This is a genomic window from Pseudonocardia halophobica (assembly GCF_027922425.1).
GTDB lineage: Bacteria > Actinomycetota > Actinomycetes > Mycobacteriales > Pseudonocardiaceae > Pseudonocardia > Pseudonocardia halophobica.
Genome location: NZ_BSFQ01000003.1, coordinates 228,501 through 248,168 on the forward strand (window position 1 = coordinate 228,501; position 19,668 = coordinate 248,168).

Annotated in this window: 20 protein-coding genes; 12 read left to right on the top strand and 8 right to left on the bottom strand. The window is 73.7% G+C overall.

Features of this window, described 5'->3' with window-relative positions; translation table 11 throughout:
• The first annotated feature begins 42 nt into the window (after positions 1-42).
• The 8 genes from PKE99_RS05505 to PKE99_RS05540 all read left to right on the top strand — a co-directional run bounded on the left by PKE99_RS05505 (position 43) and on the right by PKE99_RS05540 (position 7,092).
• On the top strand, positions 43-1,713 hold the full coding sequence (locus tag PKE99_RS05505) for a nitrite/sulfite reductase (protein ID WP_037043478.1): 1,671 nt from the start codon (positions 43-45) through the stop codon (positions 1,711-1,713).
• Positions 1,710-1,880 carry a hypothetical protein gene (locus PKE99_RS05510; protein ID WP_037043475.1) on the top strand — a complete coding sequence of 57 codons (171 nt, stop codon included), beginning with the start codon at positions 1,710-1,712 and terminating at the stop codon, positions 1,878-1,880. The genes PKE99_RS05505 and PKE99_RS05510 overlap by 4 nt, the downstream gene beginning before the upstream one ends.
• Positions 1,877-2,590, top strand: a complete 714-nt coding sequence (locus PKE99_RS05515; protein ID WP_037043472.1) for a phosphoadenylyl-sulfate reductase — start codon at positions 1,877-1,879, stop codon at positions 2,588-2,590. The genes PKE99_RS05510 and PKE99_RS05515 overlap by 4 nt, the downstream gene beginning before the upstream one ends.
• Positions 2,591-2,621: 31 nt before the next feature.
• On the top strand, positions 2,622-3,536 hold the full coding sequence (gene cysD / locus PKE99_RS05520; protein WP_037043469.1) for a sulfate adenylyltransferase subunit CysD: 915 nt from the start codon (positions 2,622-2,624) through the stop codon (positions 3,534-3,536).
• 2 nt (positions 3,537-3,538) lie between these two features.
• On the top strand, positions 3,539-4,831 hold the full coding sequence (locus tag PKE99_RS05525) for a sulfate adenylyltransferase subunit 1 (RefSeq protein WP_037043466.1): 1,293 nt from the start codon (positions 3,539-3,541) through the stop codon (positions 4,829-4,831).
• Positions 4,832-4,876: 45 nt separating this feature from the next.
• Positions 4,877-5,572 (top strand): sirohydrochlorin chelatase, encoded by a 696-nt coding sequence (locus PKE99_RS05530; protein ID WP_037043464.1) that lies wholly within the window; start codon positions 4,877-4,879, stop codon positions 5,570-5,572.
• Between the two features lie 323 nt (positions 5,573-5,895).
• Positions 5,896-6,021 carry a hypothetical protein gene (locus PKE99_RS05535; RefSeq protein ID WP_269322965.1) on the top strand — a complete coding sequence of 42 codons (126 nt, stop codon included), beginning with the start codon at positions 5,896-5,898 and terminating at the stop codon, positions 6,019-6,021.
• Positions 6,022-6,111: 90 nt separating this feature from the next.
• Positions 6,112-7,092 carry a sulfite exporter TauE/SafE family protein gene (locus PKE99_RS05540; RefSeq protein WP_081923971.1) on the top strand — a complete coding sequence of 327 codons (981 nt, stop codon included), beginning with the start codon at positions 6,112-6,114 and terminating at the stop codon, positions 7,090-7,092.
• 73 nt (positions 7,093-7,165) lie between these two features.
• On the opposite strand, the gene PKE99_RS05545 is transcribed toward PKE99_RS05540, so the two are convergent.
• Positions 7,166-9,049: an FAD/NAD(P)-binding protein gene (locus PKE99_RS05545; RefSeq protein ID WP_037043462.1), complete on the bottom strand. Its 1,884-nt coding sequence runs from the start codon at positions 9,047-9,049 to the stop codon at positions 7,166-7,168.
• 222 nt (positions 9,050-9,271) lie between these two features.
• Here PKE99_RS05545 and PKE99_RS05550 point away from each other — a divergent pair, with 222 nt between their 5' ends.
• From PKE99_RS05550 to PKE99_RS05560, 3 genes are all read left to right on the top strand, one after another.
• Entirely contained in the window at positions 9,272-9,481 is a 210-nt protein-coding gene (locus PKE99_RS05550; protein WP_037043461.1) for a hypothetical protein, read from the top strand.
• Between the two features lie 71 nt (positions 9,482-9,552).
• On the top strand, positions 9,553-10,713 hold the full coding sequence (locus PKE99_RS05555) for a coiled-coil domain-containing protein (protein ID WP_037043459.1): 1,161 nt from the start codon (positions 9,553-9,555) through the stop codon (positions 10,711-10,713).
• Positions 10,714-10,784: 71 nt separating this feature from the next.
• The gene (locus PKE99_RS05560; RefSeq protein ID WP_037043926.1) at positions 10,785-11,876 is read left to right on the top strand and encodes an LLM class flavin-dependent oxidoreductase; all 1,092 of its coding nucleotides are present in this window, start codon (positions 10,785-10,787) and stop codon (positions 11,874-11,876) included.
• A gap of 40 nt (positions 11,877-11,916) precedes the next feature.
• On the opposite strand, the gene PKE99_RS05565 is transcribed toward PKE99_RS05560, so the two are convergent.
• The 3 genes from PKE99_RS05565 to PKE99_RS05575 all read right to left on the bottom strand — a co-directional run bounded on the left by PKE99_RS05565 (position 11,917) and on the right by PKE99_RS05575 (position 14,682).
• The gene (locus tag PKE99_RS05565) at positions 11,917-13,287 is read right to left on the bottom strand and encodes a phenylacetate--CoA ligase family protein (protein ID WP_037043457.1); all 1,371 of its coding nucleotides are present in this window, start codon (positions 13,285-13,287) and stop codon (positions 11,917-11,919) included.
• Positions 13,288-13,326: 39 nt separating this feature from the next.
• Positions 13,327-14,187: an LLM class F420-dependent oxidoreductase gene (locus PKE99_RS05570; protein ID WP_037043455.1), complete on the bottom strand. Its 861-nt coding sequence runs from the start codon at positions 14,185-14,187 to the stop codon at positions 13,327-13,329.
• A 102-nt stretch (positions 14,188-14,289) separates the two neighbouring features.
• Positions 14,290-14,682, bottom strand: coding sequence for a PaaI family thioesterase (locus tag PKE99_RS05575; RefSeq protein WP_037043453.1), 393 nt, complete (start codon positions 14,680-14,682; stop codon positions 14,290-14,292).
• A gap of 88 nt (positions 14,683-14,770) precedes the next feature.
• Between PKE99_RS05575 and PKE99_RS05580 the strand changes: the two genes are divergently transcribed.
• Positions 14,771-15,571, top strand: a complete 801-nt coding sequence (locus tag PKE99_RS05580; protein WP_037043451.1) for a helix-turn-helix domain-containing protein — start codon at positions 14,771-14,773, stop codon at positions 15,569-15,571.
• A gap of 20 nt (positions 15,572-15,591) precedes the next feature.
• Here PKE99_RS05580 and lipP1 read toward each other — a convergent pair whose 3' ends face one another.
• From lipP1 to PKE99_RS05600, 4 genes are all read right to left on the bottom strand, one after another.
• On the bottom strand, positions 15,592-16,521 hold the full coding sequence (gene lipP1, locus PKE99_RS05585) for a LipP1 family hormone-sensitive lipase (protein ID WP_037043449.1): 930 nt from the start codon (positions 16,519-16,521) through the stop codon (positions 15,592-15,594).
• A 2-nt stretch (positions 16,522-16,523) separates the two neighbouring features.
• Entirely contained in the window at positions 16,524-17,315 is a 792-nt protein-coding gene (locus PKE99_RS05590; RefSeq protein ID WP_037043446.1) for an alpha/beta fold hydrolase, read from the bottom strand.
• Complete coding sequence (locus PKE99_RS05595) at positions 17,312-18,550, bottom strand: LLM class flavin-dependent oxidoreductase (RefSeq protein WP_037043443.1); 1,239 nt, start codon at positions 18,548-18,550, stop codon at positions 17,312-17,314. Before PKE99_RS05595 ends, PKE99_RS05590 begins: the two co-directional genes overlap by 4 nt.
• Positions 18,551-18,660: 110 nt before the next feature.
• Positions 18,661-19,647: a helix-turn-helix domain-containing protein gene (locus PKE99_RS05600; protein ID WP_051737135.1), complete on the bottom strand. Its 987-nt coding sequence runs from the start codon at positions 19,645-19,647 to the stop codon at positions 18,661-18,663.
• Between the last annotated feature and the right edge of the window lie 21 nt (positions 19,648-19,668).

Sequence of the window (19,668 nt, forward strand, 5' to 3'; positions counted from 1 at the left end):
GCCCCGACGCCGCCCCCGCAGAGCTCAGGAGCTCCCACCACCATGCCCACGGAAACCCCTGCCAAGCGCAAGCGCGGCGAAGGCCAGTGGAAGCTCGGCCACCGCGAGCCGCTGAACCCGAACGAGCGCAGCAAGCGCGACGACGACGGGCTCAACGTCCGCACCCGGATCGAGAACATCTACGCCAAGCGCGGCTTCGACTCGATCGACCCCGCCGACCTGCGGGGCCGTTTCCGCTGGTGGGGCCTCTACACCCAGCGCAAGCCGGGGATCGAGGGCGGGCGCACGGCCGCCCTGGAGCCCGAGGAGCTCGACGACCGCTACTTCATGCTGCGGATCCGGTGCGACGGCGGCGCCCTCACCACCGAGCAGCTGCGGGTCCTGGGTGAGGTCAGCCAGCAGTACGCGCGCAACACCGCGGACATCACCGACCGGCAGAACATCCAGTACCACTGGATCCAGGTCGAGGACATGCCGGCGATCTGGGAGAAGGTCGAGGGTGTCGGCCTGCTGACCACGGAGGCGTGCGGCGACACCCCGCGCGTGATCCTCGGCTCGCCCGTCGCGGGGATCGCCGCCGCGGACCCGGTCGACCCGGAGCCCGCGATCCGCACGATCCTGGACCGCTACATCGGGTCCAAGGAGTTCTCGAACCTGCCCCGCAAGTTCAAGACGGCCATCTCCTGGCAGCAGGACACCGCGCACGAGGTCAACGACATCTCGTTCGTCGGCGTCGAGCACCCCGAGCACGGGCCCGGCTTCGACCTCTGGGTCGGCGGCGGCCTGTCCACCAACCCCAAGATCGCGCAGCGGCTGGGCGCGTGGGTCCCCCTCGACGAGATCCCCGAGGTCTGGGCCGGGGTCGTGTCGGTCTTCCGGGACTACGGCTACCGGCGGCTGCGCAACCGTGCCCGCCTCAAGTTCCTGATCTCCGACTGGGGCGCGGAGGAGTTCCGCCGCGTGCTCGAGGAGGAGTACCTGGGCCGCACGCTGGTCGACGGGCCCGCCCCGGCGATCCCGGAGCGCCCGATCGACCACGTGGGCGTGCACAAGCAGAAGGACGGCGCCAACTACATCGGCCTCGCCCCGGCGTCCGGCCGCGTCTCCGGGGACACCCTGGTCGCGCTGGCCAAGGCCGCCGAGTCCGCGGGGTCGCGCCGGGTCCGGCTGACCCCCCAGCAGAAGGTCGTCGTGCTCGACGTGCCCGACGCCGCCGTCGACGCCCTGGTCGCCGAGGCCGAGGGGCTCGGTCTGCAGGCGAACCCCTCGCCGTGGCGGCGCGCGACCATGGCGTGCACCGGCATCGAGTTCTGCAAGCTCGCGATCGTCGAGACCAAGGAGCGGGCGATCCGCCTGGTCACGGATCTGGAGGAGCGGCTCGCCGACATCCAGGGCGACATCGACACGCCGGTGTCGATCCACCTCAACGGCTGCCCGAACTCCTGCGCGCGCACCCAGGTCGCCGACATCGGCCTCAAGGGCATGATCGTGCGCGACGCCGAGGGCAACCAGGTCGAGGGCTTCCAGGTGCACCTGGGTGGCGGGCTGGGCCTCGACGCCGGCTTCGGCCGCAAGCTGCGCGGGCTCAAGGTCACGAGCAAGGAGCTCGGCGAGTACGTCGAGCGCGTGGTGCGGAAGTACGTCGCGCAGCGCGAGCAGGGTGAGCGCTTCGCCCAGTGGGTGCTGCGGGCCGACGAGGACGACCTCAAGTGACCTCGCGGGTCGTTCCGTACCACTGCCCGTACTGCGGCGAGGAAGATCTCGCCCCCGCCGAGCGTTCGGAGAAGGTGCCCGGTGCCGCCTGGTGGTGCGCGTCCTGCCTGCGCACCTTCGTCGTGACGTTCGTGGGCATCGGGATCCCGGAGGGAGTCGAGTCATGAGCGCTGCTGTCCGAACCGCCACGGAGACCGACCTGCGCGCCGTCGCCGAGCAGGGCGCGGAGCAGCTGGGCCCGGACGCGACCGCCGAGCAGGTGCTCGCCTGGGCCGCGGAGACCTTCGGCGACCGCCTGATCGTCGCCTCGAACATGCAGGACGCCGTCCTGGTCGACCTGGCCGCGAAGGCCCGGCCCGGCGTGGAGATCCTCTTCCTGGAGACCGGCTACCACTTCGCCGAGACGATCGGCACGCGCGACGCCGTCGAACAGGTCTACGACGTGCGGATGGTCAACGCGCAGGCCGCGCAGTCCGTCGCCGAGCAGGACGCCGCCGAGGGCAAGGACCTCTGGTCGCGCGACCCGAACCGGTGTTGCGCGCTGCGGAAGGTCGCGCCGCTGCAGGACACCCTCGCGAAGTACGACGCCTGGGTCACCGGCGTCCGCCGCGTCGAGGCCCCCACCCGAGCGAACACCCCCCTGGTCACCTACGACGAGAAGTTCGGGCTGGTCAAGATCAACCCGATCGCGGCGTGGAGCGACGAGGAGATGGAGCAGTACATCGCCGACCACGGGATCCTGGTGAACCCGCTGGTCGGGGCGGGGTACCCGAGCATCGGCTGCGCCCCCTGCACCGCCAAGCCCCTCCCCGGGGCCGACCCGCGCAGCGGCCGCTGGGCGGGCACGTCGAAGATCGAATGCGGGCTGCACACGTGACCGAGCTTGCGAGGGCACCGAGGGATCGAGCATGACCACTCTGGAGAAGAAGGCGACGCTCGACGCGCTGGACGCGCTCGAGTCCGAGTCCATCCACATCTTCCGCGAGGTCGCCGGCGAGTTCGACCGGCCGGTGATCCTGTTCTCCGGCGGCAAGGACTCCACGCTGCTGGTGCACCTCGCGGTCAAGGCGTTCGCACCGGCGCCGGTGCCGTTCCCGCTGCTGCACGTGGACACCGGGCACAACTTCGACGAGGTCATCGACTTCCGGGACTCGATCGTCGAGCGCCTGGGCCTGCGGCTCGAGGTCGCGAAGGTGCAGGACTACATCGACGACGGCCGGCTGGTCGAGCGGGCGGACGGCACCCGCAACCCGCTGCAGACCCAGCCGCTGCTCGACGCGATCGTCGAGAACAGGTTCGACGCCGTGTTCGGCGGCGGGCGCCGGGACGAGGAGCGGGCGCGGGCCAAGGAGCGGATCATGTCGCTCCGGGACGCGTTCGGCCGCTGGGACCCGCGCAAGCAGCGCCCCGAGCTGTGGAACCTCTACAACGGACGGCACGCCCCCGGCGAGCACGTCCGGGTGTTCCCGATCTCCAACTGGACCGAGCTCGACGTCTGGCGCTACATCCAGCGCGAGGAGATCGAGCTGCCGTCGATCTACTACGCGCACCGGCGCGAGGTGTACAAGCGGGACGGCATGTGGCTGGCCGAGGGCCCGTGGGGCGGGCCGCGGTCGACCGAGACGGTCGAGAACCTCTCGGTCCGCTACCGAACGGTCGGCGACGGGTCGTGCACCGGCGCCGTCGAGAGCACGGCCACCACGCTCGACGAGATCATCGCCGAGGTCACCGCCTCCCGGCTCACCGAGCGCGGCGCCACCCGCGCCGACGACCGCCTCTCCGAGGCCGCCATGGAGGACCGCAAGCGCGAGGGGTACTTCTGATCATGGGCTCTGCTGGATCTCACAGGGACCTTCTGCGGTTCGCGACGGCGGGCTCCGTCGACGACGGCAAGTCCACGCTGGTCGGGCGGCTGCTCTACGACACCAAGTCGGTGCTCGCGGACCAGATCGAGGCCGTGCAGCGTGCGTCCGTCGACAAGGGACTGTCCACGCCCGACCTGTCGCTGCTGGTCGACGGTCTGCGCGCCGAGCGCGAGCAGGGCATCACGATCGACGTCGCGTACCGGTACTTCGGCACCCCGACCCGCGAGTTCGTGCTCGCGGACACCCCGGGGCACGTCCAGTACACGCGCAACACGGTCACCGGCGCGTCCACGGCGGAGCTCGGCGTCCTGCTCGTCGACGCCCGCAACGGGATCGTCGAGCAGACCCGCCGGCACGCCACCGTGCTCGCGATGCTGCGCGTCCCGCGGCTCGTCCTGGCGATCAACAAGATCGACCTCGTCGGGTACGACGAGGAGACGCTGCGGGCGATCGAGAAGGAGTTCACCGGGCTGGCGAGGTCGCTCGGGTTCGCCGACGACGCCGTGCAGACCATCCCGGTGTCCGCGCTCGTCGGGGACAACGTGGTGGAGCGCTCGGAGCACACCCCCTGGTACGACGGGCCGACGCTGCTCGGGCACCTCGAGTCCGTCCCCGTCGTCGGGCCGGAGGTGGCCAAGCCCTTCCGGATGCCGGTGCAGTACGTGATCCGCCCCCGCACCGAGGAGCTGCACGACTACCGGGGCTACGCCGGGCAGATCGCCGCCGGCACCGTCGCGCCCGGCGACACCGTGGTGGTGCTCCCGGAGGGCCGCGAGACCACGGTGACCCACGTCGACACCGCCGACGGGCCGCTCGACGAGGGCACCGCCGGCCGCTCGGTCACGATCCGGCTCGCCGACGACATCGACATCTCCCGCGGGGACATGCTCGTCGCGGCGGACGCGCAGCCCGCCGTGACCTCGGAGATCGACGCGACCCTGTGCTGGCTGAGCGACAAGCCGTTGCGGCCGAACGCCCGCCTGCTCCTCAAGCACGGCACGCGGACCACCCAGGTCATGGTGGGGGCCCCGGAGTCGCGGATCGACACGGACACGCTCACCGAGGTCGAGGCGGACGCCCTGTCGCTCAACGACATCGGCCGGGTCACGGTCCGCACCGCGGACCCGCTTCCGGTCGACGAGTACGCCGACATCCGCGCCACCGGCAGCTTCCTGCTGATCGACCCGCCGACGGGCAACACGCTCGCCGCCGGCCTGGTCGGCACGCCGCTGGCCCTGAGCCCCGCCGAGTGACCACTCGCGGGACGGGAGCGGCGGCGTGATCGGAACCGACCTCTGATGGCGTTGCCCACCCTCGTCGCCGTCGCGCACGGCAGCCGGGACCCGCGGTCCTCGACGACCGTCCGGGATCTCGTCGACGTCGTGCGCGCACGGGCCCCGGAGCTCGACGTCCGGCCCGCCTTCCTCGACTTCCACGAGCCCGGGTTCGGCGAGGTGCTGGCCGACCTGGACGGACCCGCGGTCGTGGTGCCGCTGCTGCTCGGCTCGGCGTACCACGCGCGCGTCGACATCCCGGCCGTCGTGGAGGAGTCGGGGGCGCCGCACGTCCAGGTCGCCGACGTCCTCGGCCCCGACCCCGCCCTGCTCGACGTCGCCGCCGAGCGGCTCGCCGCGCTCGGCCTGGCCCCCGGCGACCCCGGTCTGGGCCTCGTGCTCGCCGGCACGGGCTCCTCGCACCAGGCCGCCAACGCCGTCGTGCAGCGGCTGGCGGAGCGCTGGCCGCACACGGTCGCCGCCTTCGCCACCGCCTCGCCCGGGATCGCCGAGGCGGTCGCGGAGCTGCGGGAACGCGGCGTCCGCCGCATCGCCGTCGCGTCCTGGTTCCTCGCCCCCGGTCGCCTGCTCGACCGGGTGCACGAGCAGGCCGCCGGCGCACCCGTCGCCGAGGCGCTCGGCGCCCACCCCGCGATCGCCGACGTGGTGCTGGCGCGCTACCGCGCCACCGCAGCGACCCTTCTCCCCGCCGCAGCCTGATCCGGCCGCCGCGCCGCGTGCCGGCGCGGGCGGCGCGCTGTCACCTCGGACCGACCTTGATCGTCAGTGGCGTGTAGTGCGGCCACGGAGGACAGTCGAAATGTCCGGTCCCGCACGGCTGCCTCTGAGACAGGAACCGGACAGGGCGACGGACAGGTCTGAGAGGCTGACCACGCCGATCGGCGGAAGCGATCATCAACCTGCGCGTCCCCGCACGTCAGAACCCCGCCTCGACCAGCACCGTTTCGTCCGGACATTTCCCGCTGCTCCCGCATCACGGACGCCCGGTTGAGCCTCCGCGCCCGTGATCGCACGATGGGGTCATGCCCGCCGACGACCTGCGCCCGCTCTCCCCGGGCGCCTTCGCCGTGCGGCCCCTCCGGGTCTCGGACCTGGAGCTGTTCTGGCCGTCGCGCCGCGGCCACGCCTTCGACGAGCTCTGTCGCTGAACCTCGTCGTCGCTCCCCTGCTCGACCGCGCCGCGCCCAGGCCCGCTCGCCGTGCCCGCGCGCGCCCACCATCGCGAGAGAACCACCGCAATGCGCACCCTGATCGTCTTCGCCCTGGTCGGCCTCGGCGCCCAGCTCGTCGACGGCGCCCTGGGCATGGCCTACGGCGTCACGTCCTCGTCGCTGCTGCTGATCGCCGGCGTGAACCCGGCCGCCGCCAGCGCCTCCGTGCACCTCGCCGAGGTCGGCACCACCCTCGCCGCCGGCGCCTCGCACTGGCGCTTCGGCAACGTCGACTGGAAGCTCGTGCTCCGTCTCGGCGTGCCGGGCGCGATCGGCGCCTTCATCGGCGCGACGGTGCTCTCGGCGCTGTCGACCGAGGACGCCGCCCCGATCATGGCCGGCATCCTGCTGGCGCTGGGCGTCTACATCCTGCTGCGCTTCTCGGTCCGCCCGCCCCGCGAGGCCACGGCCCGGCGCTCCCCGCACCGCTCCAAGTTCCTGTCGCCGCTGGGCCTGGTCGCCGGATTCGTCGACGCCACCGGGGGCGGCGGCTGGGGTCCCGTCGCGACGCCCGCGCTGCTGACCGCGGGCAAGACGGCGCCGCGCACCGTGATCGGGTCCGTGGACACCTCGGAGTTCCTGGTCGCGCTGTTCGCCAGCATCGGGTTCCTGCTCGGGCTGGGCAGCGCCGTCCTCGACCCGTGGACGATCGGCGGCCTGCTGCTCGGCGGCCTGGTCGCCGCGCCGATCGCGGCCTGGCTGGTCACGAAGATCCCCGCGCCGGTGCTGGGCACCGCGGTCGGCGGCATCATCGTGTTCACCAACGCCCGCACGATCCTCGACGCGCTCGACGCGTCCGGCCCCGTGCTCGCCGTGGCCTACACGCTGATCGTCGCGGCCTGGGTCGCCGCGGTCGCCGTCTCGGTGCAGCGGCTCCGCCGGACCCGCGCCGCCGCGGCCGCGCAGCCGGCATCCGAGGGCCGGGAGCTGGCCGGTGCGACGGCCGGCGGGTCGACCGAGCGCATCCCCTCCGACTCCACCCCGCGCCCCCTCCCCGACGAGGACTGACCAACCCGGAGCGAACGGCGCTCTCGCTCACCGGATGCGAGCGAGAGCGCCGTTCGTCCGTGTGGGGGCGGGGCTAGGCGGCGGCGCTGCGCGCGCCCGGCAGGGACAGCAGGACGGCGCGAGCGACGGCGTCGTTGTAGCGCAGGCTCTGCGCGTTCATCCCGGGCCGCGTGAAGGCCCCCGCCACCTTGACGGTGGTGTGCGGCCCGACCGCGAACCGCTGCGCGTGGGCGTGACCGGCCGCGTCGATGAGCGCCCCGTCGGCCGGCCGCACCCGGACCAGCCCGGTGTGCCGCAGGACCGCGCCCGAGTCGTCCCGCAGTACCTCCTCGGACACCTCGCCGGTGGCGCGCAGGCCGGCCAGCAGCGGGTCGGCTGTGCGCTCGACGCTGGGTTCGGGCAGCCGGGCGTCGACGAGGATCGTGGACCGGACCGGCGGCGCCCCGGCCAGCGTGGTGCTGCCCGCGCGGAAGCCGTCGTCGTCGAGGTCGACCCACATGCCCGGGCCCAGGAACTGCACGAACCCGGCCTCGGAGAGCGCCAGCAGCTGCCGGACCCGGAACCCGGGCGGGCCGCTCGCGACCGAGTTGAAGAAGCTCTGCCACCACGGGACGTCGCGGGCCCGCGAGACGGCCGAGAGCAGCCCGGCGCCCTGCACCCGGGTGATCTCCCCGTAGACGGCGAGCATGGCCGTGAAGGCGCCGAGGTGCGGCGTGTGCCGCTCGTCGGTGTGCTGGCGCAGGTCCTCGGCGATCCTGGCCCGGACCAGCGGCTGCAGCTCCTCCAGCGACCCGGCCGCGAGCCCGTCGAACGGCCGGTCCAGGGCCGCGAAGTCGAGCCGGTCGATCGGGTCGGGGACCGCCGACGCCAGCAGCTCGGTCATCTCCGGGGAGTCCCAGTCGAGCGCGGCGTAGCGCGGCTCGAACTCCTCCCAAGGCAGCGCGACGAGCTCGGGGTGGCCCAGGAACAGCTCGTGGTACCAGCCGAACGCGATCTCCTTGGCCATCAGCGGCCAGAGGTCGCGGCGCAGCTCCAGCGGCCGCGGCAGCGCGTCGACCACGTCCGGGGTGAGGAACCGCGGCACCGGCGGGCGGCCCGCGCGCAGCTGGTAGTGCGTCTTGGAGTGGTACGGGGCACCGCGCGGCGACCCGGCGACCAGCCGCGGCTCCCGGCCCGACGGAACGTAGGTCAACCCGCCGGGGCCCTCCTCGAACCGGCCGCCGCGCCCCTCGAACAGCAGCACCATCAGGTCGACGAACGCGAGCCCGAGCCCGCGCGCGATCACCGTCTCCCCCGGCTCGACGACCGAGAGGTCCGAGTCCGTGGTCTGCTCCGGCGGGAGGTAGCGCAGCCCGCGCGCGGTGGCGGCGTCGAGCAGGGCCTGCTCGTCCGGCGCCGGGGTGGCGTCGAGGTGCCCCGACGCGAGCACCACGGCGTCGACCGTCAGCGCGGGCTCCCCCTCGACGGCCAGCACCTGCCGGCCGGCCCGCTCGGTCAGCCCGGTGGCGCGGGCGGCGTGCACGTGCACGCGGATGTTGCCCGGCAGGTCGGCGACGACCGCACGCAGCACCGCGGCGAGGTAGCGGCTCTGCAGCCGGCGGCTCGGGAACGTCGAGGCGGTGACGGCGCGCAGCTCGGCGGCCAGCTCCGGCGGCCAGTCGGCGAGGTCGGCCTCGGACAGCCCCTGCGCCCACTCCCAGAACGACGGCCCGGGGATGATCGGCCCGTCGCACACCACCGAGTCGTCCGTGTACATCGTGACGTCGGCGGCCATCGAGTTCATGGCCAGCAGCGGCGACTGCGCGTCGCGCCAGATGCGCCCGGCGCCCGCCGGGTACGGGTCGACGAGGTGGACGTCCAGGGCGTCGCCGAACAGCTCGGGCGCGCTGGCCGAGATCCGCTCCAGGATCCCCACGCCGCGCGGACCGGCCCCCACGATCGCGATGGCGGTGCTCATCGTCCTCCCGGCAGTCGACCTTCGGACTGTGCAGCGCATCGACCCACCGCCGGTATTCCCGGGGACCCTGCCCCCGCGCCGGGGTGGGGTCCACCCCACGCCCGGAACGGGGGCCGACGACCGGTGTGCGGGGGTTGACTCGGTCGTTCCGTCCGGCGCGGATCGGCACAGTTCTCGGCATCGGAGGCCCGGACGGGGCCTCCACAACCCGAGGAGCACACCATGCCGTGGCAGAGCACCTACAGCGAGGACTACGACTACGAGGAGAGCTGGGACGAGGAGGAGTTCGAGGAGACGGGCGAGGACGAGGACGGCGGCGACGACTTCGAGGAGACCGCCAGCTTCGACGAGGACGACTCCGCCGAGGAGGTCTCCGACGACGACGGCGGCGACGACGAGGGCGACGACGACTACGACGACTTCGCCGCATGACCGGACCCGGCCGGCCCGCACCGCGGGCCGGCCGGAGCCGTCCCCCGACCCCACCACCCGAGGAGCCGGAGATGCCCGAGACGATCACCGCCCCCACCCGCAGCACCGCCGCCGAGGCGGCCGAGCTCCTCGACGAGACCCTGGCCGGCGCGGAGGCCAACGACCGCGCGGACCTCATCCGCCGGGTGCGCCGCGCCCGGGAGACCCTGCGCTCGGCCCGCAACACCGAGCACGAGGCCGCCGCGATCCGCGCCGCGGGCGAGGAGACCGACCGCGCGCTCGCCTCCCTGGGCGCCGACCTGCGCTACCGCCGCGCCTCCCTCACCGACCCCACCCGCGCCAACCGGCTGCGCGCCGAGCTCGCCCGCACCCGCACCCGGTCCGACCACGAGCGCGCCCTGGCCCGGGAGTGGCCCCAGCTCCTCGCCGACGGCTTCGCCACCCTCGTCTCCGACGCCGAGTTCGCCGTCCGCACCGCCTCCCGCAGCGTGCTCGCCGAGGCCGAGGCCGCCCTCGCCGCGACGGACCCGCGCAAGGACCGCGCCCGGCTCGACGAGCAGCTCCGCACGCGCCTGGTCGTCGAGGCCGACCGGACCCGCGAGCAGGCCCGCGACACCGTCGCCGCGCTCGCCGCCCGCCTCGACCGGCACCTCGAGCTCGACACCCCGCTCGAGGTCCCGGCGCTGCCGATGGTCACGCCGGCCTCGCTCGTCGAGAACCTGGCGCCGCCCACGGCGACGCACGACGGCGGCCGCATGCCGGTACCCGCCCGGATGGCCAGGATCGTCATGCCCTCCTACGCCGGCATCATGATGTCCCTCGTGCTCACGCGGGTCTTCCACGTCACGATGCCGCTCTGGATCCTGATCACCGGGGCCGTGGTGGCCGCGCTCGCCCTCGGCGGGTCGGCGGTGGCCGCCGAGCGCAAGCGGTCCCTCGACCGGCGCCGGCAGGAGGCGCGCACGCGGAACCGCGCCGTCGTCGACGAGTTCCAGATCGTGCTCGTCAAGCAGCTGCGCGACGCCTCCCGCACCGCCCAGACCACGCTGCGCCGCGCGGCCGGCACCGCCGTCACCGCCCGCGAGAGGGAGACGACGGCGCAGCTCGAGGAGGTGCGCCGCACCGTCGAGGAGCTGCGCGACACGAGCCGGGCGATCAAGGCCGTGGACGCCGACCTGACCTCCGTCGCCGACCTCCGGGCCCGCGCCCGCCGGCTCGCCGAGGGCACCTGAGGGGAACACGCCGGGCCTCGGCGTGCTTGTGCGAGGGGAGAGCCGACTCCCGTCCGCGAAGGAGCACGCCAATGCCCGTGGAGTTCCTCGGCATCGGAGCGACCAACGACGGCACCGAGACCCGTCCGCGCTCCGGCCCCGCCTTCGACCCCGAGTTCACCCTCGCCCTGGCCCGGGCGCACGAGGACAGCGGCTGGGACCGCGTCCTCACGGCGTACTCGTCGGGCAGCCCGGACCCCGCGCAGGCCGCCGCCTACATCGCCGACCACACCGAGCGGCTGCAGCTGCTGCTCGCCCACCGGCCCAACGTCTCCTACCCGACGTTCACGGCGAAGACCGTCGCCACGCTCGACGCGATGTCCGGCGGCCGGCTCACCCTGCACGTGATCACCGGCGGCAACGACCACGAGCAGCAGCGCGAGGGCGACGTCCTGCCGAAGGACCGTCGCTACGACCGGACCCGCGAGGCCATCCAGATCCTCAAGCGGGCGTGGACCGAGCGCGAGCCGTGGGACTTCCACGGCGAGCACTACGACTTCTCCGACTTCGTGCTCGACGTCGAGCCCGCCCAGCAGCCGCGGCCCCGCATCTCGTTCGGCGGCTCCTCCCCCGCCGCCTACAAGGTGGGCGCCGAGGAGGCCGACATCTACGCGCTGTGGGGCGAGCCGCTGGCCGGCACCGCCGAGCAGATCGCGACGATCACCCAGCTCGCCAAGGAGGCCGGCCGCCCTGCGCCGACCTTCCAGGTGGCCTTCCGTCCGATCCTCGGCCGTACCGAGGAAGAGGCCTGGGAGAAGGCGCACGCCACCGTCGCCCGGATCCGCGAGCGCACCGCGGGCGGGCAGCAGCTCACCCGGCGGCACAAGCTGACCGACCCGGAGAACGCCGGTTCGCAGCGGCTGCTCGCCAGCGCCGCCGAGGGCGAGCGGCACGACCGCGCGCTCTGGACCGTGACGGCGGCGGCCACCGGCGGCGCGGGCAACTCGACCGCGCTGGTGGGCACGCCGGAGACGGTCGCCGCGGCGCTGATGGACTACTACGACCTCGGCGTCCGGATCCTGTCCGCCCGCGGCTACGACCTGCTCGAGGACGCGAAGGAGTTCGGCCGCGAGGTGATCCCGCTGGTCCGCCAGGAGGTCGCACGCCGCGACGCCGCCGCCTGAGGTCGTGAGTGGCGATAGCTGCTATAGCGACTATCGGCACTCACAGGGGCTTGAAACGGGACAACTTGCCGGTCGAGGCGTGCCGCGGAATCCGGTCGACGGTGCGAACGGTGATTGCCGCGTCGGAGAGGCCGTAGGGCCGCAGCGCCTCCACCAGCGCGGTGGTCACCGCCGGGAGGTCCGGGGAGCCGACCACCAGCACGTCCGCCCCGCCCGGGGTCTGGTGCACCTGGTACTCGGAGATCCGCGGGTCGGTGCCCAGGACGTAGCGGAACGCGCTGGCCGGGACGAGCAGCCCGCCGTAGCGGAAGTCGTCGTCCCGGCGCCCGGCCACGGCGGCCACCCGCGGCATCGCGCTGCCGCAGGGGCAGGTCCCGGGCAGCAGGGTGACCTCGTCGCCCAGGTCGTAGCGGACGAACGGGAACGTGCGGCCCGCCAGCCCGGTCGCGAGGGTGCGGGCGGCCGGCTCGTCCGGGCCGACGGGGCGGCCGTCGGCGTCGACCCGCTCGAGGATCACCTCGTCGTCCGAGATGTGCAGGCCGTCGCCGACCCCGCACCCGACGGCCTGGACGCCGATCTCGGTCGAGCCCCAGAGGTTGTGCACCGGGGCACCCCAGGCCGCGCCGATCGCGGTCCGGTCCTCCTCGGTCAGCGGCTCGGAGTTGGTGCTCACCCGCAGCGGCCGGACGTCCAGCTCCCCGGCGAGCGAGGCCCGGGCGAGCCGGCCGATCACCGACGCGTACCCGACCAGCGCGGTCGGGCGGGCGTCGGCGACGGCCTTGACGACGTCGTCGAACGGCGCCGCGGCCGGGATCACGACGGTCTGCGTGGACGCGTCGGTGGCGACGTCGAACAACGGGGTGCTGGCGTGCGGCGGCCCGCCGGCCGAGAGCACGGCCAGCCGGGCGGGCCCGTCGACGCCCGTGGCGCGGTCGGCCCGGACCTGCCAGCGCCACGCCAGACAGGCCAACGTGACGTACTGCTCCCAGTCCCACACGTACACGCCGCGCACCCCGCTCGACCCGCCCGAGCTGAACACCTGGTGCCCCTGCGGGGTGTAGGAGAACCAGCGCTGCTCGGCGAGCACCCGTTCGGCCCCGGCGCGGTCCAGGCCCGGGATGGTGACGATCGCGTCCCACTCCTCCTGGGCCTGCGCCTTGGTCATCACGGGCAGCCGCGCGAGGTCCGCGACGCTCGCCGTGGCCGGGTCCACCTCGCCCATCCGGGCGGCGTGGAAGGGCGAGCGCTCGCGCGCCCACCCGAGCAGCGCCCGGAGCCGCTCGGTGCGGTGCCGCTCGATCGCCGCGCGTGGTCGGTCGAGCCGTGCCACGTGGTCGTCGAGCGCGGCCCGCACCGCGCTGAGGTGCGCGGCGCGGAGCCGCTGGTAGGCCGTGCGGTCCTCGTCCGGCATGCGGACAGTGTGGGACCTCCCCGCGCCGCGGGGAACGGGTCAGAGGTCCGCGACCGCCGGGACGACCTCGCGCCCCAGCTCCCGCAGGGGCTCGAGCTCGGACACGTCCGGCATCAGGCCGTGGTACTCCTGGACGCCGAGCTTCGCGAGCTCCTCCAGGTGTGCGACCAGCTCCTTCGGGTCGCTCCCGTAGCCCCGGCCCATGACCGTCTTCTCGATGTCGTCGTAGTCGCGGCCGACCTCCTCGCACCGCTGCCGCAGCACGTCGAGCTTGTGCGGCAGCTCCGGCCCGTCGAACAGGTTGCACGCGTTCGCGTACTGCGCGACCAGCCGCAACGTCTTCTTCTCACCCCCGCCGCCGATGAGGATCGGCGGGTGCGGGCGGGTCAGCGACTGCGGCACGTTCAACGTCCGCTCGAGCCGGTAGTGGGTGCCCTCGAACGAGCCCTCGTCCGCGCTCCACATCTGCAGGCAGATGCGCAGCGTCTCCTCCAGCCGCTCGAACCGCTCCGCGGTCGACGGGAAGAACAGGCCGAGTCCGCGGGCCTCCTCGTCGTTCCAGGCGGCGCCGATGCCGAGCCACGCCCGCCCCTTCGACAGCACGTCGAGGGTGGTGACGAGCTTGGCGAGCAGCCCCGGGTCGCGGTAGCTGACCGCGGTGACCCAGGCCAGCAGCTCGACGCGCTCGGTGCGCGCGGCCAGGTAGCCCAGCGTCGTGTACGCCTCCAGCATGTCGTTCTCGATCGGTCCCACGGGCCGGATCTGCCAGACGTGGTCCATCACGCTGACCCGCGCGATCCCGGCCTCCTCGGCCGTGACGGCGATCCGGGTGAGGTCGTCGGCGAGGCCCTGCGGGCCGCTCGGGTAGGTGAAGTCCGCGATGTGCAGGCCGAGTTTCACGCGCTCTCCTCACAGGTGGATGGTCCTCCGGTTACGACGCTAGCCCTGCCCGGCGCGTCGCGCCCGGCGCGAGCCTGGTCCCGTCGGTACCACCCTGAGCGCCTACAACACCGCCTGTGACTGGGTCACCCGCGCGGTGAGCCGGCCGCGGTCGTCGGTCACGTCGACGACCACCACGATCGCGGTGCGTCCCGCGTGCAGCACCCGGGCGGAGGCCTCGACCGCGCCGCCGGTCACCGGCCGGAGGAAGTGGGTCGACGACGACGTGGTCGCCGTCCCCGAGGACCCCTCCGGCAGGTTGAGGAACCCGGCCCAGCCGCCGGCGGCGTCGGCGAGTGCGAGGGTGGCGCCGCCGTGCAGCAGGCCGCCGCTGGTGCAGCGCTCGGGGGTCCACTCCAGCCGCAGCCGCACCTCGTCGCGGTCGGCCCGCACCGCCGTCGCCCCGAGGACCTGGGTGAACGGCATGGCGGCGTACATCTGCTCGGTCGAGTCCATGTCCGGGACTCTCGCGCGCGGGCGTGCGGTCGCGCCATTACCTCGGAGGTCATCGCCCGGCCCCGGTCGGCTTTGTACCGTTCGGGACATGACAGCGGTGACGGTCCCGGTCGAGACGGCCTTCGGCGGGCTGCTGCGGGAGTGGCGGCAGCGCCGCCGGCTCACCCAGCTCGACCTCGGCAACAAGGCGGAGGTGTCGGCGCGGCACCTGTCGTTCCTGGAGACGGGGCGGTCGCGGCCGAGCCGCGAGATGGTGCTGCACCTGTCCGAGGAGCTCGACCTGCCGCTGCGCGCCCGCAACGAGCTGCTGGTGTCGGCGGGGTTCGCGCCGGCCTACTCGCAGCACTCGCTGCACTCGTCGGAGATGGCGGAGGTGCACAGCTCGCTGAACCGGCTGCTGGCGGCGCACGACCCGTTCCCCGCGGTACTGGTCGACGGGCAGTGGGACATGATCGACACCAACCGGGCCGTCGCGGTGTTCGTCGAGCTCGTCGACCCGGGGCTGCTCGAGCCGCCGGCCAACGTGCTGCGGCTCGCCCTGCACCCGCGCGGCCTCGCCCGGTACGTCGAGGGCCTCGACGAGTACGCCGCCCACCTCGTCTCGCGGCTGCGCCGGCAGGCCGACCGTTCGGCCGATCCCGCCCTCGGTGCGCTGCTCGACGAGCTGGTCGGGCACTGCCGCACCCTCGGCCTCGACCCCGACGCCCACCCGCGCAACCGGGTCGTGCTGCCGCTGCGGCTGCGCCACCCCGACGGCCTGCTCACCTTCTTCTCGACGGTCTCGGTGCTGGGTGCGCCGCTGGACATCACCCTGGAGGAGGTGGCGGTGGAGTCCTTCTTCCCCGCCGACGCCCCCACCGCCGACTACCTGCGCAGGCGCTTCGGGTAGGCGGCGGCGGGGACCTCGGTTCAGGCCAGGGCGGTGCGCAGGGCGTCACCCGCCTGGTCCAGCGTCTCCCGCGCCTTGTCGATCACCCCGGCCATCTGGAAGAAGCCGTGGATCATGCCGTCGACCGGCAGCAGCTGCGCGTCGACGCCGGCCTCCCGCAGCTTCCCGACGTACGCGGCGCCCTGGTCGCGCAGCGGGTCGAACTCGGCGGTGACCACCAGCGCCGGCGGCAGGCCGGACAGGTCGTCCGCCCGGCCGGGCGAGACGCGCGGGTCGAGGCCGTCGTCGGGGCTGGTCAGGTAGCAGCCGAGGAACCACTCGATCCACGCCCGGGACAGCAGCGGGCCGAGCGCGTTCTCCCGCATCGACGGGCTGTCGTCGAAGCGGTCGGTCGCCGGGTAGATCAGCAGCTGGAAGGCGATCCGCGGCCCGCCCTGCTGCTTCGCCAGCTGCGCCACGACGGCCGAGAGGTTGCCGCCCGCGCTGTCCCCGCCGACGGCCAGCCGGGCCGGGTCGCCCCCGTGGTCGCCGATCTTCTCGGCGGCCCAGACGAGGGCGGCGTAGGCGTCGTCGACCGCGGCCGGGAAGCGGTGCTCGGGCGCGAGCCGGTAGTCCACCGCCGCGACGAGGCAGCCCGCGCGGGCCGCCAGCGCCCGGCAGACGGCGTCGTGGCTCTCCAGGTCGCCGATCACCCAGCCGCCGCCGTGGTAGTAGACGAGCACGGGCAGCGGCCCGTCGCCCGGCGGCACGTAGATCCGGACCGGGATGTCGCCGGCGGGTCCCGGCGCGGCGGTGTCCTCCACGCGCGCGAGCTCGGCGGGCGGCCCGGCCAGGCCGGCCAGGTCCGCGATCATCGCCCGGCTCTCGGCGACGGTCATGCTCTCCGGCGACTTCGCGCCCTGCTCGGCCATCTGCGCGAGCAGGGCCTCGATCTGCGGGTCGAGCGGCATGGTCAGGACCGTCCTTCCAGGAACGGGAGCACCTGCGCCAGCACGGCGCCGGTCTGCTCGAGCTGCGGGAGGTGCCCCGCGTCGGGCACCCGGGCCAGCCGGGAGTCGCGCAACCGGGAGGTGAACTCCTCGGCGTACGCGGGATCGACGAGCCGGTCCTGCTCACCCCACACGAGCAGGGTCGGCGCGCTCACCCGGTGGATGCGCCCGGCCAGGCCCTTCTCCGGCAGCGGCCAGATGAAGTGCAGGATGCTGGCCATCCGCATGGCGGCCTCGAAGAGCGCCTGCGGGTCGTCGGCCGGCGGGGTGAGCATCGCCGCGAGCGGGCTCTCCGGGTCGGCGAGCACCAGCCCGGGCAGCGTCTCCGGCGGGATGCCCGCGATGTCCGGGATCGGGTGGTCGTCGCGCCAGAACCCGACGGGGCACAGCAGGACCAGCCGGGAGACCCGGCGCGGCGAGTTGGCGGCCAGCTCCGCGGCGACCATCCCGCCGAACGAGTGTCCGACGACCCGGACGGAGTCCAGCCCGAGGGCGTCGAGCAGCTCGTCGTAGAACAGGACGAGCTCCCACAGCCCCGGCAGGTGCTCCAGGTCCTCGGAGACGTTCGCGCCGGGGTGCTCGACGGCGTAGACGGTGTGGTGGCGGGCCAGCTCCTCGAGGAACGGGTCCCACCAGAGCCCGCCGGCGCCGTGCAGGAATAGCAGCGGCTCGCCGGTGCCCGCGACCAGCACGCGCGCGGCGATGGGTCCGACCTGGACGATCCGCTCGTCGACCGGGGATTCCGTCGTCGTCATGCCTGGGCTCCCGTCACCGCTCGGCTGGCCGCACCGGACGGCCACCACTCGTGGGTCCAGCCCTCCGCGTCCCAGATGTGCCGGATCCGCGGCATGACCTCCTCGGCGAACAGCGTGATGTTCTTCTTCGTCAGCTCGTGCGGCATCGATCCGATCTGCAGCAGGGCGTGGAGGTTGCCCACCCGCAGGGTCTTCGCGACCTCGATCAGCCGGTCCGCCACCGTCGACGGGCTGCCGGCGATGATGAAGCCCTCCTCGTTGAGGGTCTTCCAGTTCTTCTCCAGCGCGGCGGCCGCGGCGATCGCCCCGGGCTGGTTGGTCCTGATCGCGAACTCGGTGGACTTGCGGGTGCGGTAGCCCGGCGCCTCGAAGAAGTACGACGGGATGTGCAGGCACTTGTTGAAGAAGTACGTGACGTGCTCGAGGTACTCCTGCTCCGCCCGCTCGTCCGTCTCGGACACGCAGATCTGCTGGGCGAACCCGGCGCGGAACGGGTTGCGGTCGACCCCGAGCTCGTCCATCTTCGCCCAGAAGCCGTCCATCAGCTTCTTGCCGAACTTGGCCCCGAAGAAGGACAGGTAGCTGTAGGTGTAGTTCTTCGCCGCCGCGAGCTCCCAGGTCTCCACCGAGCCGCCGCCGGCGAGCCAGACGGGCGGGTGCGGCTTCTGCAGCGGCTGCGGCCAGGGGTTGACGTAGCGGAGCTGGTTGTAGCGGCCGTTGAAGGTGAACGGGCCGGGCCTGGTCCAGGCCTGGGTGATCAGGTCCTCCGCCTCGCGGAACCGCGGCCGGGTCTGGGTGGGCGGGATGCCGTAGCAGAAGTTGACGTCCATCGAGGTGCCGACGGGGAAGCCCGCGGCCAGCCGGCCGTTGGACAGGACGTCGAGCATCGCGAACTCCTCCGCCACCCGGGTGGCGGGCGAGTACAGGGCGAGCGTGTTGCCCAGCACCATGATCGCGGAGTTGTTGGGCGTGCGCCGGGCCAGCGCCGCGGCCATGAGGTTCGGCGAGGCCATGAAGCCGTAGCCGTTCTGGTGGTGCTCGTTCACGCCGACCCCGTCGAAGCCGAGCCGGTCGGCCAGCTCCAGCTCGTCGAGGTTCCACTGGTAGTACTGCGCGACCTTCCGCGGGTCGCACAGCTCGCTGTTGGGCGGGGTGATCCAGATGCTCTCGTAGCGCTGCTCGAAGTCGGCCGGGAGGTCCCGGTAGGGCATCAGGTGGAAGAAGATCGACCGCATCGGCTCTCCACTCCGTCGGGGTGATCCGGGTCACCTCGATCCTGCGGAGCGCGGCGGGCCGAGTCATGCACCTGCCTGCCGGAAACCGGCCGATCCCTGCCAGCCGGCGCCTATCGGGGCCGCAGGGTGGCCCGGTAGGCGCTCGGCGACGTGCCGAAGCGGGCGCGGAAGGCCCGCGAGAAGTGACTGGAGTCGCTGAAACCCCAGTTCCGGGCGATCAGCGCGACGGGCACGGAGCCGGCGGCCAGCTCGGCGCGCGCCCGCAGCAGTCGCCGGCCGCGGACGTGCGCGCCGACCGTGTCGCCCGAGGACTCGAAGGCCCGGTACACCGTGCGCACCGACACCCCGTGGGCGGCCGCGATCGCCGCGGGCGTGATCTCCTCGCCGAGGTGCCGGTCGATCCAGGCCTCCATCGCCGCGCGCAGCCCGGTTCCGTGCGGCGCGTCGCCGCCGGCCCGGACCAGGCCGGCGACCAGCTCCAACGTGGCGTTGCGGGCCGCCGCGACGGCCGACGGCGGCAGCTCCCCCGACCCGGCCAGCAGGTCGAGGTAGGCGACGAGCAGGCGCGCGGCCGGCTCCGCCCCGTCGAGCGGCCGGTCCCCGACCGACCAGCCGCGGCCCAGGACCTCGTCGAGCGCCGACCGGCGCGTGATCAGGGTGCGCTTGGCGAAGCGGCCCCGCACCGAGAAGCGGGCGGGCAGCCGCCCCTCCCACACCAGCAGGTCCCCCGGGCGCAGCCGGCGTCCGTTCTCGCCCTGCATCATGAGCTCGCCGCCCGACCGCGTGACGAGCACACCGACCAGGTCGTCGTCCGCGCTGCCGATGCGGGAGCGCGGCCGCACGCCGTCGCAGGGGTCGGACTCGCAGTCGACGAGCTCGAGGTCGCCGATCCGCCGTCGCCGGACGACGCCGTGGAAGGGCCGCGGCGGCCGGCCGGTCGCGAACCGCAACCGCATCGGCGCGTGCGACTCCGAGACGACCTGCTCCCAGAGCTCCTCGCGGTCCCCCTCGGCCACCCCCGCGAGGGAGTACTCCTCGGTGCCGGACTCCCCCGGGCCGGACTCCTCGGTCCCCGACGCGGTGCACACGGCGGTCACGGGCGCCTCCCCTCCGCCGGC

Bases quoted from the DNA above. Each gene is read 5' to 3' on its own strand.
- PKE99_RS05505 (WP_037043478.1), top strand. From the start codon at position 43: ATGCCCACGGAAACCCCTGCCAAGCGCAAGCGCGGCGAAGGCCAGTGG.
- PKE99_RS05515 (WP_037043472.1), top strand. From the start codon at position 1,877: ATGAGCGCTGCTGTCCGAACCGCCACGGAGACCGACCTGCGCGCCGTC.
- cysD (WP_037043469.1), top strand. From the start codon at position 2,622: ATGACCACTCTGGAGAAGAAGGCGACGCTCGACGCGCTGGACGCGCTC.
- PKE99_RS05525 (WP_037043466.1), top strand. From the start codon at position 3,539: ATGGGCTCTGCTGGATCTCACAGGGACCTTCTGCGGTTCGCGACGGCG.
- PKE99_RS05530 (WP_037043464.1), top strand. From the start codon at position 4,877: ATGGCGTTGCCCACCCTCGTCGCCGTCGCGCACGGCAGCCGGGACCCG.
- PKE99_RS05535 (WP_269322965.1), top strand. From the start codon at position 5,896: ATGCCCGCCGACGACCTGCGCCCGCTCTCCCCGGGCGCCTTCGCCGTG.
- PKE99_RS05540 (WP_081923971.1), top strand. From the start codon at position 6,112: ATGCGCACCCTGATCGTCTTCGCCCTGGTCGGCCTCGGCGCCCAGCTC.
- PKE99_RS05545 (WP_037043462.1), bottom strand. From the start codon at position 9,049: ATGAGCACCGCCATCGCGATCGTGGGGGCCGGTCCGCGCGGCGTGGGG.
- PKE99_RS05550 (WP_037043461.1), top strand. From the start codon at position 9,272: ATGCCGTGGCAGAGCACCTACAGCGAGGACTACGACTACGAGGAGAGC.
- PKE99_RS05555 (WP_037043459.1), top strand. From the start codon at position 9,553: ATGCCCGAGACGATCACCGCCCCCACCCGCAGCACCGCCGCCGAGGCG.
- PKE99_RS05560 (WP_037043926.1), top strand. From the start codon at position 10,785: ATGCCCGTGGAGTTCCTCGGCATCGGAGCGACCAACGACGGCACCGAG.
- PKE99_RS05565 (WP_037043457.1), bottom strand. From the start codon at position 13,287: ATGCCGGACGAGGACCGCACGGCCTACCAGCGGCTCCGCGCCGCGCAC.
- PKE99_RS05575 (WP_037043453.1), bottom strand. From the start codon at position 14,682: ATGGACTCGACCGAGCAGATGTACGCCGCCATGCCGTTCACCCAGGTC.
- PKE99_RS05580 (WP_037043451.1), top strand. From the start codon at position 14,771: ATGACAGCGGTGACGGTCCCGGTCGAGACGGCCTTCGGCGGGCTGCTG.
- lipP1 (WP_037043449.1), bottom strand. From the start codon at position 16,521: ATGCCGCTCGACCCGCAGATCGAGGCCCTGCTCGCGCAGATGGCCGAG.
- PKE99_RS05590 (WP_037043446.1), bottom strand. From the start codon at position 17,315: ATGACGACGACGGAATCCCCGGTCGACGAGCGGATCGTCCAGGTCGGA.
- PKE99_RS05595 (WP_037043443.1), bottom strand. From the start codon at position 18,550: ATGCGGTCGATCTTCTTCCACCTGATGCCCTACCGGGACCTCCCGGCC.